Origin of the sequence: Anoxybacillus tengchongensis, assembly GCF_014201585.1 — a bacterium.
GTDB classification, from domain to species: domain Bacteria; phylum Bacillota; class Bacilli; order Bacillales; family Anoxybacillaceae; genus Anoxybacillus; species Anoxybacillus tengchongensis.
On sequence record NZ_JACHES010000007.1, the window covers coordinates 1 to 15,836 of the forward strand.

Sequence of the window (15,836 nt, forward strand, 5' to 3'; positions counted from 1 at the left end):
AGGTCACACCCGTTCCCATCCCGAACACGGAAGTTAAGCTCTCCAGCGCCGATGGTAGTTGGCGGGACACCGCCTGCGAGAGTAGGACGTTGCCGAGCGGACATAGCAAGTTAGAGAGCATATCGATTTTGTTCTCTAACTTTTTTTGTCCATGTATTTGCGTTTAACGCTTTTACAATCCTCTCCCCCATAGTGAAGAGCTAACCGATATCGGTTAGCTCATTTTTTATTTGATTTCTACTTTTCTCTTTATATGATCCGGAATAAGGCGATGTAACTGAATAAAAAGCAACCCATTCTCGTACACAGCTTCTACTTTCTCACCTACAGGAAAAGGAAGTTGTATCACTCGCTCAAATGGACCTTGTGTTATTCCTTCCTCAATTAATTCAAATCCTTCGAAGTGTAATTGAATATTTGCTTTTATTTCCAACGTATTATAGTGAACATATACTTCTGCATCATGTATATGTTCTAAACCTGGGATAGCTACAACGATGAGTAGCTCATTTTCACGACGGTATATGTTGACTCCTGGAGAATGGGAAGAAAAAGCATTTGATGATCCCCAAAATGGGTTAGAAAAAAACGCTTCCCATTGTTTCGTCCAGTCCATTGTTTTCCCCTCTTTCTTTTTCTTTTCATTATACGATGAAAAGGTAAAATGGTGATTTTAATCAAAAACCGAACATTAATTATTTTAATTAATAAAATGTTCGATTTTATGTTGACATGATTGAAAAATGACTGGTAAGATGAAAGTAAGTGAATACATGACTAAACCCTCATATAATTTTGGGAATATGGCCCGAAAGTCTCTACCCAATAACCGTAAATTATTGGACTATGAGGGAAAGGATCTTATTGGCTTTTTTCTCCCTAGGGGCGAAATATGTCCAGAACGATGCTTTCCCTTATGGTCGAGGGGCGTTGTTCTGGATTTTTTTCTGATTATAAAAAGAGGTGAGTACGGATGCAGCCACTTGTAGCTGTCATTATGGGAAGTCAATCAGATTGGGAAACGATGCGTCATGCATGTGATATATTAGAAGAATTGCATATTCCGTTTGAAAAAAAAGTTGTTTCAGCTCACCGTACACCGGACTTTATGTTTACGTATGCTGAAACAGCTGAAGAGCGCGGCATTAAAGTCATTATCGCTGGAGCTGGTGGAGCCGCTCATTTGCCTGGAATGGTAGCAGCCAAAACAACATTACCTGTCATCGGTGTTCCAATTATGTCTAAGACGTTGAACGGCTTAGATTCGTTGTTATCTATTGTTCAAATGCCAGGTGGGGTGCCAGTTGCGACCGTAGCGATCGGAAAAGCAGGTGCAATCAATGCCGCGCTGCTTGCTGCTTCGATTCTTGGAACGTATGAACCAACGTATATGGAAGCGTTACGTGCGCGACGTGAAGCCATTCGAAAACAAGTGATGGAAAGTAGTGATCAGCTTGACTAAAACGATTGTCCCGGGGCAAACGATTGGCATTATTGGCGGTGGGCAGTTAGGAAGAATGATGGCGATCGCTGCAAAAGAGATGGGGTTTTTTGTAGCGGTACTCGACCCGACTCCTCAATCTCCGTGCGCGCAAGTGGCCGATATTGAAATTGTTGCTTCATATAGCGATGAGGAAGCGTTACGTCAGTTAGCCGAAGTAAGTGATGTTGTGACGTATGAGTTTGAAAATATTGATGCGGAGGCGTTAAATCGGTTAACAAAGAAGGGGTATGTGCCTCAAGGAAGCGAGCTGCTTGCTATTACGCAACATCGTTGGAAAGAAAAACGGGCTATTCAGTCTGCAGGTTTGCCTGTTGCCCCTCATCGTCTTGTGCTAAAAGAAGAGGAATTAGAACGAGCGATTCGAGAGATTGGTATTCCAGCGGTGTTAAAAACGTGCCGCGGGGGATATGATGGAAAAGGGCAAGTCGTCATTAGGTGCTTGGATGATATACATGTAGCTCGTCCGCTTTTAGCTTATGGTGAGTGTGTATTGGAAGCATGGGTACCGTTTGTCAAAGAGTTATCCATTATCGTTGTGCGTAGTGTCTCTGGTGAAATGGCATTGTTTCCTGTTGTCGAAAACATTCATCGCGACAACATTTTGCATGAAACAGTTGCCCCAGCTCAAGTCAGTCAACTAATCATTGAACAGGCAGAAACATATGCGAAGCAGTTAGCCGAAGCGTTCCAACTAGTGGGTACGTTAGCCATTGAAATGTTTTTGACAGAAGACGGACAATTGTATATTAATGAGCTTGCCCCTAGACCGCACAACTCAGGTCATTATACAATAAACGGTTGTATCACATCACAATTTCAGCAACATATTCGTGCCATTTGTGATTGGCCGCTTGGCAGTACCGATTTATTAAAACCTACAATAATGGTCAATATTTTAGGTGAACATGTCGATGCAGTCATCCAGAATATCGCTCAATTTCGTGATGCTCATGTTCATTTTTATGGAAAAAAAGAGGCAAAGCCGAAGCGGAAAATGGGACATATCACGTGGTTAGCTGAAGATGTCGATGCGATGCAAAGAAAAATAGACGAGTTAGCGATTTGGACAGATCGGAGGATGAACGTATGATTGAACGTTATACAAGACCAGAAATGGGTGCCATTTGGACGGAGGAAAACCGTTTTCGTGCTTGGCTGGAAGTCGAAATTTTAGCTTGTGAAGCTTGGTCTGAGTTAGGTGTGATCCCAAAAGAAGATGTTGTGAAAATTCGTCAAAACGCTTCATTCGATATTGCTCGTATTAAAGAAATTGAAGAAGAGACGCGCCATGATGTCGTTGCTTTTACTCGTGCGGTGTCAGAAACGTTAGGAGAAGAACGGAAATGGGTACATTACGGACTTACGTCTACCGATGTTGTTGACACAGCATTATCATACTTATTAAAACAAGCAAATGAAATTTTATTGCGCGACTTAGAAAAATTTATTGCGGTATTAAAAGAGAAAGCGATCGAACATAAATATACGGTCATGATGGGACGAACGCACGGTGTACATGCCGAGCCGACGACATTTGGATTAAAATTGGCGCTTTGGTATGCCGAAATGGAGCGCAATTTAGAACGATTTAAGCAAGCAGCGGAAACGGTGCGCGTTGGTAAAATTTCAGGGGCTGTTGGTACGTACGCAAACATTGATCCGTTTGTCGAACAGTACGTATGCGAAAAACTTGGCTTGCAGCCTGCACCTATTTCAACCCAAACGTTACAACGTGATCGCCATGCGCACTACATGGCCACGCTCGCTTTAATTGCGACATCGATTGAAAAATTTGCGGTTGAAATTCGAGGACTGCAAAAAAGTGAAACGCGTGAAGTGGAAGAGTTTTTTGCTAAAGGGCAAAAAGGTTCATCAGCGATGCCACATAAACGCAACCCAATCGGTTCAGAAAATATGACAGGGATGGCGCGTGTGATTCGTGGCTATATGTTAACAGCGTATGAAAATGTACCACTTTGGCATGAGCGCGACATTTCGCATTCATCTGCCGAGCGCATTATTTTGCCGGATGCAACGATCGCCTTAAATTACATGCTCAACCGCTTTACGAACATCGTGAAAAACTTGACCGTATTCCCTGAAAACATGAAGAAAAATATGGATCGCACCCTTGGACTTATTTATTCTCAGCGCGTGTTGCTAGCGCTTATTGATACAGGCATGACGCGTGAGGAGGCGTATGATCTCGTACAACCGAAAGCGATGGAAGCGTGGGAAAAACAGGTGCCGTTCCGTTCGTTAATTGAGGCGGACGAAATGATTACAAGCCGTTTAACAAAAGAGCAAATTGCTGATTGCTTTGATTATAACTATCATTTAAAACATGTCGATACGATTTTTCGTCGACTTGGTTTGTAGTAGGTAAGGCAAATGCCTTGCCTACATAATAAAAATTCCTAATATTCTGTATAAATGGGGGGGAGAGAATATGCAAAAGCAACACCTTCTATATGAAGGAAAGGCGAAGAAAGTATATGCGACAAATGAAGAGCGCGTACTATGGATTGAATATAAAGATGAAGCAACTGCATTTAACGGTGAAAAAAAAGCAACGATTGCTGGAAAAGGAAGACTAAATAATGAGATTACAAGTTTACTATTTTCTTTGCTGCATGAAGCGGGTGTGAACAATCACTTTATTCGTAAAATATCTGACAACGAACAGCTTGTGCGTCAAGTGACGATCATTCCCCTCGAAGTTGTTGTCCGCAATATTGTCGCCGGTAGTCTAGCAAAACGAATCGGGCTGGAGGAAGGAACTGCACTCGAGAAACCGATTGTAGAGTTTTACTACAAAAACGATGACTTAGGCGATCCTCTATTAACAGAAGATCATATTGCCGTGCTGCAGCTCGCCTCTTGTGATGAGCTTTTGTATATGAAACAAATGGCGCTACGCGTGAACGACATTTTCATTTCCTTATTTCGTTCATGTGATTTACAGCTTGTCGACTTCAAATTAGAGTTTGGAAGAGATGAAACGGGAGCGGTGCTGTTGGCGGATGAAATTTCCCCAGATACGTGTCGATTATGGGATGTACACACGAAAGAGAAATTTGATAAAGATGTATTTCGCCGCGATTTAGGCGACTTAACAGAAACATATACGAAACTGTTACAAAGATTAGGAGGATTATCATGTACAAAGTAAAAGTGTATGTCACATTGCGTGAAAACGTATTAGACCCACAAGGCAATGCGGTGAAAGGGGCATTGCATAGCTTAAACTATGGTGAAGTGCAAGATGTACGGATTGGAAAGTTTATGGAGTTGATCGTGGAAAAAAGCGACCGCGATATTGATGCAATCGTGAAGGAAATGTGTGAAAAATTGTTAGCGAACACAGTCATTGAAGATTATCGCTATGAGATTGAGGAGGTCGTCGTTCAGTGAAATTTGCGGTCGTTGTATTTCCAGGTTCAAACTGTGATATCGACATGTATCATGCCATTTCGGATGAATTAGGAGAAGAAGTGGAATACGTTTGGCATGATGCAGATTGTTTAGATGAGTTTGATGCGATTCTGTTACCGGGCGGTTTTTCATATGGTGATTATTTACGCTCTGGAGCGATTGCCCGTTTTTCTAACGTGATGAAAGCGATCAAAAAAGCAGCCGATGACGGAAAACCGATTTTAGGTGTATGTAACGGATTTCAAATTTTACTCGAAGCAGGGCTTCTTCCAGGGGCGATGCGACGCAACAATAAGTTAACGTTTATTTGCCGCCCGGTAAAGCTCCGTGTTGAAAATAACGAAACGATGTTTACATCTCAATACGAACGGGGAGAAATCATTACGATTCCGATTGCACACGGAGAAGGAAACTATTATTGTGATGAACAAACGTTACAACAGCTCATTGCCAACAACCAAATCGTTTTTCGATACGAGGGAGAAAATCCAAACGGTAGTTTGCATAATATTGCGGGCATCGTGAATGAGAAAGGAAACGTGCTCGGCATGATGCCACACCCTGAACGAGCTGTTCATGAATTGCTTGGAGGAGCTGATGGATTAAAACTATTTCAATCAATTGTGACATATTGGAGGGACGCACATGTCGTTACTACTTGAGCCAAGTCCAGCAATAATTAAAGAGCAAAAATTATATCGTGAAATGGGATTAACAGACGAAGAATTTGCGATGGTGGAACGTATTCTTGGGCGCTCGCCAAATTATACAGAAACGGGCATTTTCTCTGTCATGTGGTCGGAACATTGCAGCTATAAAAATTCGAAGCCTGTATTAAAAAAGTTTCCAACGGAAGGAAAGCATGTGCTCCAAGGGCCAGGAGAAGGTGCAGGCATTGTAGATATCGGGGATGGATTAGCGGTAGCGTTTAAAATTGAAAGCCATAACCACCCGTCTGCGATTGAACCGTACCAAGGAGCTGCAACGGGTGTTGGAGGAATTATTCGCGATGTATTCTCAATGGGTGCGCGACCAATTGCATTATTAAACTCGCTTCGCTTTGGCGAATTAACGTCACCGCGTGTGAAATATTTATTTGAGCGCGTTGTCGCAGGCATTGCTGGATACGGAAATTGCGTCGGCATTCCGACCGTTGGCGGTGAAGTGCAATTTGATGCGGTATACGAAGGGAATCCGCTTGTAAATGCCATGTGCGTTGGGCTTATTCGCCATGAAGATATTCAAAAAGGAATCGCATCAGGCGTTGGAAATACGGTCATGTATGTCGGAGCAAAAACGGGGCGTGACGGAATTCACGGAGCGACATTTGCATCGGAGGAATTAACGGAACAATCTGAACAAAAACGTCCAGCTGTGCAAGTCGGAGATCCATTTATGGAAAAATTGCTCCTTGAAGCTTGTTTAGAGGTCATTCATTCCGATGCGCTTGTTGGGATGCAAGATATGGGAGCTGCTGGCTTAACAAGCTCGTCAGCGGAAATGGCGAGCAAAGCAGGTTCTGGGATCGAACTGAATTTAGATCTCGTGCCACAACGCGAAACAGGGATGACGCCGTATGAAATGATGTTATCCGAGTCACAAGAGCGCATGCTTCTTGTCGTCAAAAAAGGTCGTGAACAAGAAATTGCAGATGTATTTGCAAAATACGGACTTGAGGCGAAAGCGATTGGTCGTGTAACAGATGATCATATGTTGCGGTTGTATCATCGCGGAGAAGTCGTTGCTGAAATCCCGGTTGATGCGCTTGCCAAAGATGCGCCTGTTTATCATAAACCTTCGCAAGAACCAGCGTATTATCGCGAGTTTCAAACGATACAATACACACCGGCAGTTGACAATTACGAAGAAACACTACTTGCACTATTAAGTCAGCCAACGATTGCAAGTAAAGAATGGGTGTATGAACAATACGATTATATGGTGCGAACAAATACGGTTGTTGCTCCAGGGTCTGATGCAGCTGTTTTACGCATTCGTGGCACAAATAAAGCGCTGGCGATGACAACCGATTGTAATTCTCGCTACGTATATTTAGATCCAGAAGTCGGTGGGAAAATTGTGATCGCAGAAGCAGCACGCAACATCGTATGTTCCGGTGCTCAGCCACTTGCCGTTACCGATTGTTTGAATTTTGGAAATCCGGAAAAACCAGAAATTTTTTGGCAACTAGAAAAAGCGGTAGAAGGAATGAGTGAAGCGTGTCGAGTGCTAGAGACGCCTGTCATTAGCGGAAATGTATCGCTTTATAATGAAACGAACGGCGAAGCCATTTATCCGACACCGATTGTCGGCATGGTTGGCATCGTTGAACATATGGGCCATGTGACGACGCAATCGTTTAAACAACCTGGCGACTTCATTTATGTCATTGGGGAAGCAAAGCAAGAATTTGGCGGAAGTGAGTTGCAAAAATGGCTAACAGGTCGCATTTTTGGAAAGGCTCCAACGATTGATTTACATGTGGAGGCGAAACGCCAAAAACAGCTTCTCGCTGCGATTCGAGCTGGGGTTGTGGCATCAGCACACGATGTATCAGAAGGGGGCTTAGCGGTTGCACTTGCGGAATGTCTAATAAGCGCACAAGGTCTAGGGGCGCATGTGACCATTCAAGGCGATGTCGTTTCGGAACTATTTAGCGAAACGCAATCACGCTTTGTCGTTTCTGTGAAAAAGGAACATCAACAAACGTTTGAACAGCTTGTTCAAGCAGCATGTATCGGAGAAGTGACAAACGATGGAACGCTTCATGTGACAAATGGAGATACATGCATTCTCCATGTTCCAGTAGAAACGATGCGAAATGTATGGAAAGGAGCTATTCCATGCTTGCTGAAATCAAAGGATTAAATGAAGAGTGTGGGATTTTTGGCATTTGGGGACATGAGGAAGCAGCAACGTTGACGTATTACGGATTGCACAGTTTACAACATCGTGGACAAGAAGGTGCAGGAATTGTTGTTGGAGGCAACGGAACGTTACAATTTCATAAAGGACTTGGTTTAGTCACAGAGGTGTTTAGTCGCGGTGAACTAGAACAATTAACGGGCATGGCTGCGATCGGCCACGTCCGTTACTCTACTGCTGGTGGGGGCGGATATACGAATGTTCAACCGCTTTTGTTCCGTTCTCAAGGTGGCAGTTTAGCGCTTGCACATAACGGAAATTTAGTCAATGCTGATGAGTTACGCTTGCGTTTAGAGCAACAAGGAAGTATTTTTCAAACGACGTCTGATACAGAAGTGCTCGCTCATTTAATTAAGCGTAGCGATGAACCGATTTTAAAAGAGAGGATTAAAGAAGCGTTGACGCATTTACGTGGCGCTTTTGCCTTTTTAATTTTAACGGAAACAGAAATGTATATCGCTCTTGATCCACATGGCTTTCGCCCTTTATCGCTTGGACGTTTAGGCGAGGCGTACGTTGTGGCATCGGAAACGTGTGCGTTTGATGTCATTGGTGCCACATACGAGCGAGAAGTGGAACCGGGGGAGCTCATTATGATCAATAAGCAAGGTGTTCGCTCTGAACGTTTTGCTCCTAAGGTCGCTCGCTCCATTTGCAGTATGGAATATATTTATTTCGCTCGTCCGGATAGCAATGTGGATGGCATTAACATTCATACCGCGAGAAAAAATCTTGGGAAGCGATTAGCATTTGAAGCACCTGTTGAAGCAGATGTCGTCACCGGTGTACCGGATTCAAGCATTTCGGTAGCCATTGGTTATGCGGAAGCAACAGGTATTCCATACGAGTTAGGGTTAATTAAAAATCGATATGTTGGACGGACGTTTATTCAACCGTCGCAATCACTTCGGGAACAAGGGGTAAAAATGAAATTGTCGCCTGTTCGAGGGGTTGTAGCAGGGAAACGAGTCGTCATGGTTGATGACTCTATTGTGCGTGGAACGACGAGCAAGCGTATTGTACGCATGCTTCGTGAGGCAGGAGCAACGGAAGTGCATGTGCGCATTAGCTCCCCACCAATTACGCATCCATGTTTTTATGGTATTGATACATCAACGAAAGAAGAGCTGATTGCAGCTAATCATACCATCGAACAAATTCGACAACTCATTGAAGCGGACTCCCTTGCATTTTTAAGCCAAGAAGGGCTTTTGCAAGCGATTGGAAGACCGAACGATTCCACAAACTGTGGGCAATGTTTAGCTTGTTTTACAGGACAATATCCGACGAAGATAGGAGGGGAGCACGTTGGCACATGCGTACAAGCAAGCTGGTGTGAATATTGAAGCTGGTTATGAAGCTGTAGAGCGGATGAAAAAACATGTCGCAAAAACAGCTCGGATGGGTGCATTTGGAAGTTTAGGTGGCTTTGGAGGAACGTTTGATCTATCTTTGCTCGGGTATAAACAACCTGTCCTTGTATCAGGAACGGACGGAGTAGGAACGAAACTGATGCTTGCGTTCGCCTTAGATCGGCACGATACAATTGGAGTAGACTGTGTAGCGATGTGTGTGAATGATATTGTCGTACAAGGAGCAGAGCCGCTTTTTTTCCTTGACTACATCGCCTGTGGAAAAGCAGTACCTGAAAAAATCGAGCATATTGTAAAAGGAATTTCTGATGGTTGCATCGAAGCAGGCTGTGCGCTCATTGGAGGGGAAACAGCAGAAATGCCAGGCATGTACGGTGAAGATGAATATGATGTAGCTGGTTTTGCAGTTGGTGTGGTAGAAAAAGAAAAGCTTGTGACAGGTGAGGCGATTGTCCCTGGCGATGTGCTAATCGGTTTAGCTTCAAGTGGTTTGCATAGTAATGGATATTCGCTTGTTAGAAAAATTATAAAAGATGCTCATTTACAGTTAAATCATATATATGAACCGTTTTCTCGCTCGCTTGGCGAGGAGTTGTTAACGCCTACACGCATTTATGTCCGATCGGTACTTGAGGCATTAAAACAATTTCGTGTGAAAGGAATGGCACATATTACGGGGGGCGGTTTTATCGAAAACATTCCACGTATGTTGCCAAAGGGATTACAAGCCGAAATAGACTACGGTTCATGGCCGATTCCGCCGATTTTTAACTTTTTACAACAACATGGACAACTACAACGAATGGAAATGTTCAATATTTTTAATATGGGAATCGGTTTTGTGCTAGCTATCGATAGCGATGTTGTGCCAGACGTTGTGCAGTTGCTTGAATCGTGCGGAGAGAAAGTATATATCATCGGTCGGATCAAAGAGGGAGCAGGTGTATCGTTTGCTGGGGGAAAAATCGAATGAAGCGAATAGCTATTTTTGCGTCGGGAAGCGGAACGAATTTTCAAGCGATTATCGATGCGGTAAAAAAAGGAGATATTCAAGCAGAAGTAGCGCTTCTCGTATGTGATCGACCGCATGCCAAAGTGATTGAACGAGCCATTTGTGAATACGTGCCGGTATTTGTTTTTAACCCTAAACAGTACGAAACAAAACAACAGTTTGAACGTGAGATTTTACAACAACTACAACAAAAAGAAATTGACTGGATCGTTCTTGCGGGCTATATGCGACTCATCGGTTCGACGCTTTTACAGGCATATCCGAACAAAATCATAAACATTCACCCTTCTCTTTTGCCGGCGTTTCCGGGTAAAGATGCAATTGGTCAAGCATACCGTTATGGCGTGAAAGTGACGGGGGTCACCGTGCATTACGTTGATGAAGGAATGGATACCGGACCAATTATTGCGCAACGGGCACTATATATTGATGATGGAGAGCCGTTAGAAAGTGTTGAGCGTCGTATTCATGAGATTGAACATACATTGTATTCACAAGTCATTCAACAATTGCTGACGGAGAAAGGAAGTACAAAGGATGAAAAAGCGAGCGATTATTAGCGTGTCAAATAAAAAAGGAATTGTTACATTCGCCAAGCAACTAGCTGAGCTTGGAGTGGAAATTATTTCGACAGGTGGGACGAAGCGTGTATTAGCAGAACACGGAATCCCTGTGACAAGCATTTCTGATGTCACAAACTTCCCAGAAATTTTAGATGGACGGGTGAAAACATTACATCCAAACATTCATGGCGGGCTGTTAGCTGTTCGAGATGACGAAACACATCAACAGCAACTGAAAGCACATGACATTACACCGATCGATTTTGTTGTGGTGAATTTATATCCATTTCAAGAAACGATTGCAAAGCCGAACGTGACTTTGATGGAAGCTATTGAACAGATCGATATTGGTGGTCCGACAATGCTTAGAGCGGCAGCGAAAAATCACACTTACGTCACAGCTGTTGTTGATCCTGCTGATTATGATGTAGTCATTGAACAGTTAAAACAATATGGCGAAGTATTGTTCGAGACGAGACGAGCGTTAGCAGCTAAAGTGTTCCGTCATACCGCAGCATACGATGCAATGATTGCGCAATATTTGACAAATGTCATCGGAGAAACATATCCAGAAACGATGACAATGACGTTTGTGAAAAAACAATCGTTGCGATACGGCGAAAATCCACATCAAACGGCAGCATTTTACGAAAGACCACTCAGCTCACCGTTTTCTATTGCGGCAGCGAAGCAGCTACACGGAAAAGAGTTGTCATACAACAACATTAACGATGCCAACGCAGCGTTGCAAATTGTTGCGGAATTTACTGAACCAGCAGCGGTAGCAGTGAAGCATATGAATCCGTGTGGAGTCGGCGTTGGCGAAACGATTGCAGAAGCGTTTCAAAAAGCTTATGAAGCCGACCCAACGTCCATTTTTGGCGGCATCGTGGCGCTTAATCGCGAGGTTGACGAACAGACAGCTGCGAAATTACATGACATTTTTTTAGAAATTGTTATCGCTCCGTCGTTCACAGAACAAGCACTTGCGATGTTAACGAAAAAGAAAAATATTCGTCTATTAACTGTTGATTTTCAATCAGAACGGAAACAAGAACCATTTTTCGTATCGGTGCGCGGTGGATTACTTGTTCAAGATGAAGATATATACACGATTAATGATGCGAACATTCAAGTTGTGACTGAAAGACAGCCGACAGAAGAAGAATGGGCGAATTTAACGTTCGCTTGGCGTGTTGTGAAGCATGTGAAATCAAATGCGATTGTGTTAGCGAAAGATGGGATGACAATTGGTGTTGGCGCTGGTCAAATGAATCGTGTGGGAGCAGCGAAAATTGCCATTGAGCAAGCAGGCGGGAATGCCAACGGCGCAGTATTAGCCTCTGACGCCTTTTTCCCGATGAGCGACACAGTTGAAGTGGCTGCCCAAGCGGGAGTCACAGCTATTATTCAACCGGGTGGTTCGATTCGCGATGAAGATTCGATTCAAAAAGCAAATGAATACGGTATTGCGATGGTATTTACAGGAGTACGTCATTTTAAACATTAAAGGAGGCGCCGAACGATGAAAGTGCTTATTATCGGGCGCGGTGGTCGAGAACATGCGCTTGTATGGAAAGTAGCCCAAAGCTCGCTTGTCACTCGCGTATATGTCGCGCCGGGAAACGACGGAATGGCTTCGATTGCTACGCGTGTTCCGATTTCAGAAACGGATGTCGAAGCGCTAGCTCAGTGGGCGAAAAAAGAAGCGATCGATTTAACGATCGTTGGTCCGGAAGCCCCACTGTTAGCAGGTATTGTCGATCGTTTTGAAAGGGAAGGATTGCGTATTTTTGGCCCGAAACAACAAGCGGCATTCATTGAAGGAAGCAAAGCGTTTGCGAAAGAAATCATGAGAAAATATAACATTCCAACAGCGAACTATGCGACATTTACAAATTATGATGACGCTGTACGTTATGTGCGCGAGCAGGGTGCACCAATCGTTATTAAAGCCGATGGACTTGCGGCTGGAAAAGGTGTCACGGTGGCCATGACAGTGGAAGAGGCGCTTGGCGCGTTACATGACTTGATGGTTGCGAAAAAGTTTGATGAAGCAGGTGCACAAGTTGTCATTGAACAATATTTACAAGGTGAAGAATTTTCGTTGATGGCGTTTGTGCACGGGGAGCACGTGTATCCGATGGTTATCGCCCAAGATCATAAGCGAGCATTTGATGGCGATCAAGGTCCAAATACGGGAGGAATGGGCGCGTATTCGCCTGTTCCGCAAATTAGTGAGCAAACGGTTTATGAAGCGGTTGAAACAATTGTGAAGCCGACAGCAATGGCTTTGAAGCAAGAAGGATGTCCATTTACAGGATTTTTATATGCAGGATTAATTGCTACAGAAGAAGGACCAAAAGTGATTGAATTTAATGCGCGATTTGGCGATCCTGAAGCACAAGTCATTTTACCACGGCTACAAAACGATCTTGTTGAAGTGATTGTTTCGTTATTAGAGGGTCAACCGATTACATTACATTGGAGTGACGAAGCAACAATTGGGGTTGTTTTAGCGGCGAAAGGGTACCCTGAACAATATGAAAAAGGCAGTGTTATTCGCGGGCTAGAACGTATAAAAAAAGCACAAATTTTCCACGCCGGCACAAAGTTTGTAAACGGTGAGTGGGTAACGGATGGAGGACGAGTGCTCCTCGTTGTTGCTAATGGAAAGACATTAGAAGAAGCACAACGTCTTGTGTATGAACAAATTCAGCATATTTCATGCGATCAACTGTTTTATCGGCACGATATTGGCCATAAAGCTATCGCGCACGCCGCTTGCGAACGTATACAAAACTAAGAGCGACGAGACTGCCAATGAGAAGAATGAGAACGAAGAACGTATCTGTTATATATTCTGCAATCATATGTGCTCTCTCCTTTTTTACCCCCTTGTACGCATACAAGGGGGTTATTGTTACGAAGGGTTGACCGGTTCAATAGGAATCGCTTTCTCTTGTTCACGATCTTTTTCACAATGGCATTGATATCGTTCAAACAACGCCATAACAGGGCAAAAGCGAACAATACCTTCTGCAATTTTCATGGCAGCGAGCATAATGACCCATATATACGATTCGCGCCACGGTTTACGGGAAAGATTGGCTGTTGCCCAAGCAAGCATAGTAAACCCGCATGTAATGCGAATCATCGCGTTAATCATACCGATGTTTTGTTTCATGTTATTCCTCCTTTTTGTTTGTGAATTTCGCTTTCATCCGTTAAAATGTGTATATACGATGGTACGATTTAGGAGGAAAGCGATGATGATTGAAAAACGGTATCGATGGAAAAGCGAACAAATTCGTAGGCACGTTGCGATTGTTGATGGAAAACAAGCGCCAACGAAAGTGCTGCTGAACGCCACATACTTACATCCATACATACGTCAATGGGTGAAAGGGAACGTATGGATTTGCGATGACCGAATTGTATACGTCGGTCCGAATAAACCGAAGCGATTGGATTCATGCGAAGTCGTTGATTGCACGAATCAGATGCTTGTTTCTGGTTACATCGAGCCCCATGCTCATCCGTTTCAGTTATATAATCCCCAGACGTTAGCGGAATATGCAGCACAGTTCGGTACGACAACACTTATTAGCGACAATTTATTTCTTTTTTTGCAGTTGACAAAAAAGAAAGCGTTTTCTTTTTTGGCGGCCATGGAAAAACAACCGGTGACGATGTATTGGTGGTGTCGACTTGATCCGCAAACAGAAATGGACGGAGAAGAACATTTCTTTTCGTATAAAAACATGAAAAGTTGGCTTGAAAATGATGCGGTTTTGCAGGTCGGAGAACTAACCGGATGGCCGCGTCTATTGGAGGGCGACGATTTCATTCTCCATTGGATGCAAGAAGCGAAAAAGCTTGGTAAAAAAGTAGAAGGTCATTTTCCGGGAGCTTCAGATCGCACGTTAACGAAAATGAAACTGTTTGGCGCGGATGCTGACCATGAAGCGATGACTGGGAGCGATGTACATAAGCGCCTAATGCAAGGGTATACCGTATCACTGCGTCATTCATCTATTCGGCCTGATTTGCCGACATTGCTTAAAGAGATGAAACAATGCGGCATTCATCATTACGATCATTGTATGTTTACGACAGATGGCTCCACACCTGCATTTTATGAAAATGGAATGATCGATGAGATGATTCGCATCGCCTTGCAAGAAGGGGTGCCTGAAATCGAAGCATATCGCATGGCCACATGGAATGTCGCTCGTTATTATAATATCGATCATTTGCACGGAAGCATTACACCAGGGCGTATTGCACATATTAATATTCTTGAACATGCTTCCAATCCGACACCGATTTCTGTTTTAGCAAGTGGACAATGGGTAAAACGTGATGGAGTTCCTGTTCATGCTTTCTCAACGATGGAATGGGATGTACATGGTCTTGCGCCACTTTTGCTATCTTGGGACTTACAGATGGATGATTTGCAGTTTTCGATGCCATTAGGGATGTATATGGAAAACTCAGTCATTATTAAGCCATATTCGATTTCGATGGATACATCGGCTGATGAATTATCAACTGATCACGACGAAAGCTTTTTAATGCTCATTGACCGCAATGGAAAGTGGCGTGTAAACACCGTATTAAAAGGATTTGCTACACATGTGCAAGCGCTTGTTAGCTCGTATTCAAATACAGGAGATATTATTTTAATTGGGAAAAGTAAGCGTGATCTATTGCTTGCCTTTAAACGGATGAAGCAAATCGGAGGCGGTATCGTCTTATGTGAACAAGGGGAAGTCATTCATGAAATTCCTCTTCCTTTAGGAGGATTAATGTCAGCGAAACCAATGAGCGAGCTGATGCAAGAGGAAAAAGCGCTTGGGAAATTGTTGCGGGAGCGCGGTTATACGTTTGCTGATCCGATTTACACACTGCTCTTTTTATCGTCGACCCATCTACCTTATGTTCGCATTACACCGAAAGGAATTTACGATGTGATGCATAAAACAGTACTCTTTCCAACAATAATGCGTTAAAATATAAAA

The 15,836-nt window shown here is 43.5% G+C and carries 16 protein-coding genes, 1 rRNA gene and 1 riboswitch; of the genes, 14 read left to right on the plus strand and 3 right to left on the minus strand.

Annotation, left to right across the window (positions count from 1 at the left end; all coding sequences use genetic code 11):
- Positions 1 to 98: ribosomal RNA gene (rrf, locus tag HNQ82_RS08700) — 5S ribosomal RNA — on the plus strand; the annotation flags it as partial.
- A gap of 128 nt (positions 99 to 226) precedes the next feature.
- On the opposite strand, the gene HNQ82_RS08705 is transcribed toward rrf, so the two are convergent.
- Entirely contained in the window at positions 227 to 616 is a 390-nt protein-coding gene (locus HNQ82_RS08705) for an Hsp20/alpha crystallin family protein (RefSeq protein ID WP_183248911.1), read from the minus strand.
- Positions 617 to 765: 149 nt separating this feature from the next.
- Positions 766 to 867, plus strand: a riboswitch (purine riboswitch).
- A 106-nt stretch (positions 868 to 973) separates the two neighbouring features.
- On the opposite strand from HNQ82_RS08705, the gene purE reads away from it, so the two are divergent.
- The 12 genes from purE to purD all read left to right on the plus strand — a co-directional run bounded on the left by purE (position 974) and on the right by purD (position 13,618).
- Positions 974 to 1,462, plus strand: coding sequence for a 5-(carboxyamino)imidazole ribonucleotide mutase (gene purE, locus HNQ82_RS08710; protein ID WP_032100948.1), 489 nt, complete (start codon positions 974 to 976; stop codon positions 1,460 to 1,462).
- On the plus strand, positions 1,446 to 2,594 hold the full coding sequence (gene purK, locus HNQ82_RS08715) for a 5-(carboxyamino)imidazole ribonucleotide synthase (protein ID WP_183248913.1): 1,149 nt from the start codon (positions 1,446 to 1,448) through the stop codon (positions 2,592 to 2,594). The genes purE and purK overlap by 17 nt, the downstream gene beginning before the upstream one ends.
- Positions 2,591 to 3,883 carry an adenylosuccinate lyase gene (purB, locus tag HNQ82_RS08720; protein WP_183248915.1) on the plus strand — a complete coding sequence of 431 codons (1,293 nt, stop codon included), beginning with the start codon at positions 2,591 to 2,593 and terminating at the stop codon, positions 3,881 to 3,883. Before purK ends, purB begins: the two co-directional genes overlap by 4 nt.
- A 70-nt stretch (positions 3,884 to 3,953) precedes the next feature.
- The gene (gene purC, locus HNQ82_RS08725) at positions 3,954 to 4,676 is read left to right on the plus strand and encodes a phosphoribosylaminoimidazolesuccinocarboxamide synthase (protein ID WP_183248917.1); all 723 of its coding nucleotides are present in this window, start codon (positions 3,954 to 3,956) and stop codon (positions 4,674 to 4,676) included.
- Positions 4,664 to 4,918 (plus strand): phosphoribosylformylglycinamidine synthase subunit PurS, encoded by a 255-nt coding sequence (gene purS, locus HNQ82_RS08730; protein ID WP_171335092.1) that lies wholly within the window; start codon positions 4,664 to 4,666, stop codon positions 4,916 to 4,918. The genes purC and purS overlap by 13 nt, the downstream gene beginning before the upstream one ends.
- On the plus strand, positions 4,915 to 5,601 hold the full coding sequence (purQ, locus tag HNQ82_RS08735; protein ID WP_171335091.1) for a phosphoribosylformylglycinamidine synthase subunit PurQ: 687 nt from the start codon (positions 4,915 to 4,917) through the stop codon (positions 5,599 to 5,601). The genes purS and purQ overlap by 4 nt, the downstream gene beginning before the upstream one ends.
- Positions 5,585 to 7,807, plus strand: coding sequence for a phosphoribosylformylglycinamidine synthase subunit PurL (gene purL / locus HNQ82_RS08740; RefSeq protein WP_183248919.1), 2,223 nt, complete (start codon positions 5,585 to 5,587; stop codon positions 7,805 to 7,807). The genes purQ and purL overlap by 17 nt, the downstream gene beginning before the upstream one ends.
- Positions 7,783 to 9,210, plus strand: coding sequence for an amidophosphoribosyltransferase (purF, locus tag HNQ82_RS08745; RefSeq protein WP_183248921.1), 1,428 nt, complete (start codon positions 7,783 to 7,785; stop codon positions 9,208 to 9,210). Before purL ends, purF begins: the two co-directional genes overlap by 25 nt.
- Complete coding sequence (purM, locus tag HNQ82_RS08750; protein WP_183248923.1) at positions 9,173 to 10,210, plus strand: phosphoribosylformylglycinamidine cyclo-ligase; 1,038 nt, start codon at positions 9,173 to 9,175, stop codon at positions 10,208 to 10,210. Before purF ends, purM begins: the two co-directional genes overlap by 38 nt.
- The gene (gene purN, locus HNQ82_RS08755) at positions 10,207 to 10,809 is read left to right on the plus strand and encodes a phosphoribosylglycinamide formyltransferase (RefSeq protein WP_183248925.1); all 603 of its coding nucleotides are present in this window, start codon (positions 10,207 to 10,209) and stop codon (positions 10,807 to 10,809) included. The genes purM and purN overlap by 4 nt, the downstream gene beginning before the upstream one ends.
- Positions 10,787 to 12,322 (plus strand): bifunctional phosphoribosylaminoimidazolecarboxamide formyltransferase/IMP cyclohydrolase, encoded by a 1,536-nt coding sequence (gene purH, locus HNQ82_RS08760; RefSeq protein ID WP_032100956.1) that lies wholly within the window; start codon positions 10,787 to 10,789, stop codon positions 12,320 to 12,322. Before purN ends, purH begins: the two co-directional genes overlap by 23 nt.
- A 15-nt stretch (positions 12,323 to 12,337) precedes the next feature.
- On the plus strand, positions 12,338 to 13,618 hold the full coding sequence (purD, locus tag HNQ82_RS08765; protein ID WP_032100957.1) for a phosphoribosylamine--glycine ligase: 1,281 nt from the start codon (positions 12,338 to 12,340) through the stop codon (positions 13,616 to 13,618).
- Here the strand turns inward: purD and HNQ82_RS14740 are convergent.
- Positions 13,581 to 13,685 carry an EYxxD motif small membrane protein gene (locus HNQ82_RS14740; RefSeq protein ID WP_342413237.1) on the minus strand — a complete coding sequence of 35 codons (105 nt, stop codon included), beginning with the start codon at positions 13,683 to 13,685 and terminating at the stop codon, positions 13,581 to 13,583. The two genes, purD and HNQ82_RS14740, sit on opposite strands and share 38 nt — an antisense overlap.
- 50 nt (positions 13,686 to 13,735) lie before the next feature.
- Positions 13,736 to 13,999 carry a YgaP family membrane protein gene (locus HNQ82_RS08770; RefSeq protein ID WP_032100958.1) on the minus strand — a complete coding sequence of 88 codons (264 nt, stop codon included), beginning with the start codon at positions 13,997 to 13,999 and terminating at the stop codon, positions 13,736 to 13,738.
- 85 nt (positions 14,000 to 14,084) lie between these two features.
- On the opposite strand from HNQ82_RS08770, the gene HNQ82_RS08775 reads away from it, so the two are divergent.
- The gene (locus tag HNQ82_RS08775) at positions 14,085 to 15,827 is read left to right on the plus strand and encodes an adenine deaminase C-terminal domain-containing protein (protein WP_183249134.1); all 1,743 of its coding nucleotides are present in this window, start codon (positions 14,085 to 14,087) and stop codon (positions 15,825 to 15,827) included.
- Positions 15,828 to 15,836 lie beyond the last annotated feature (9 nt).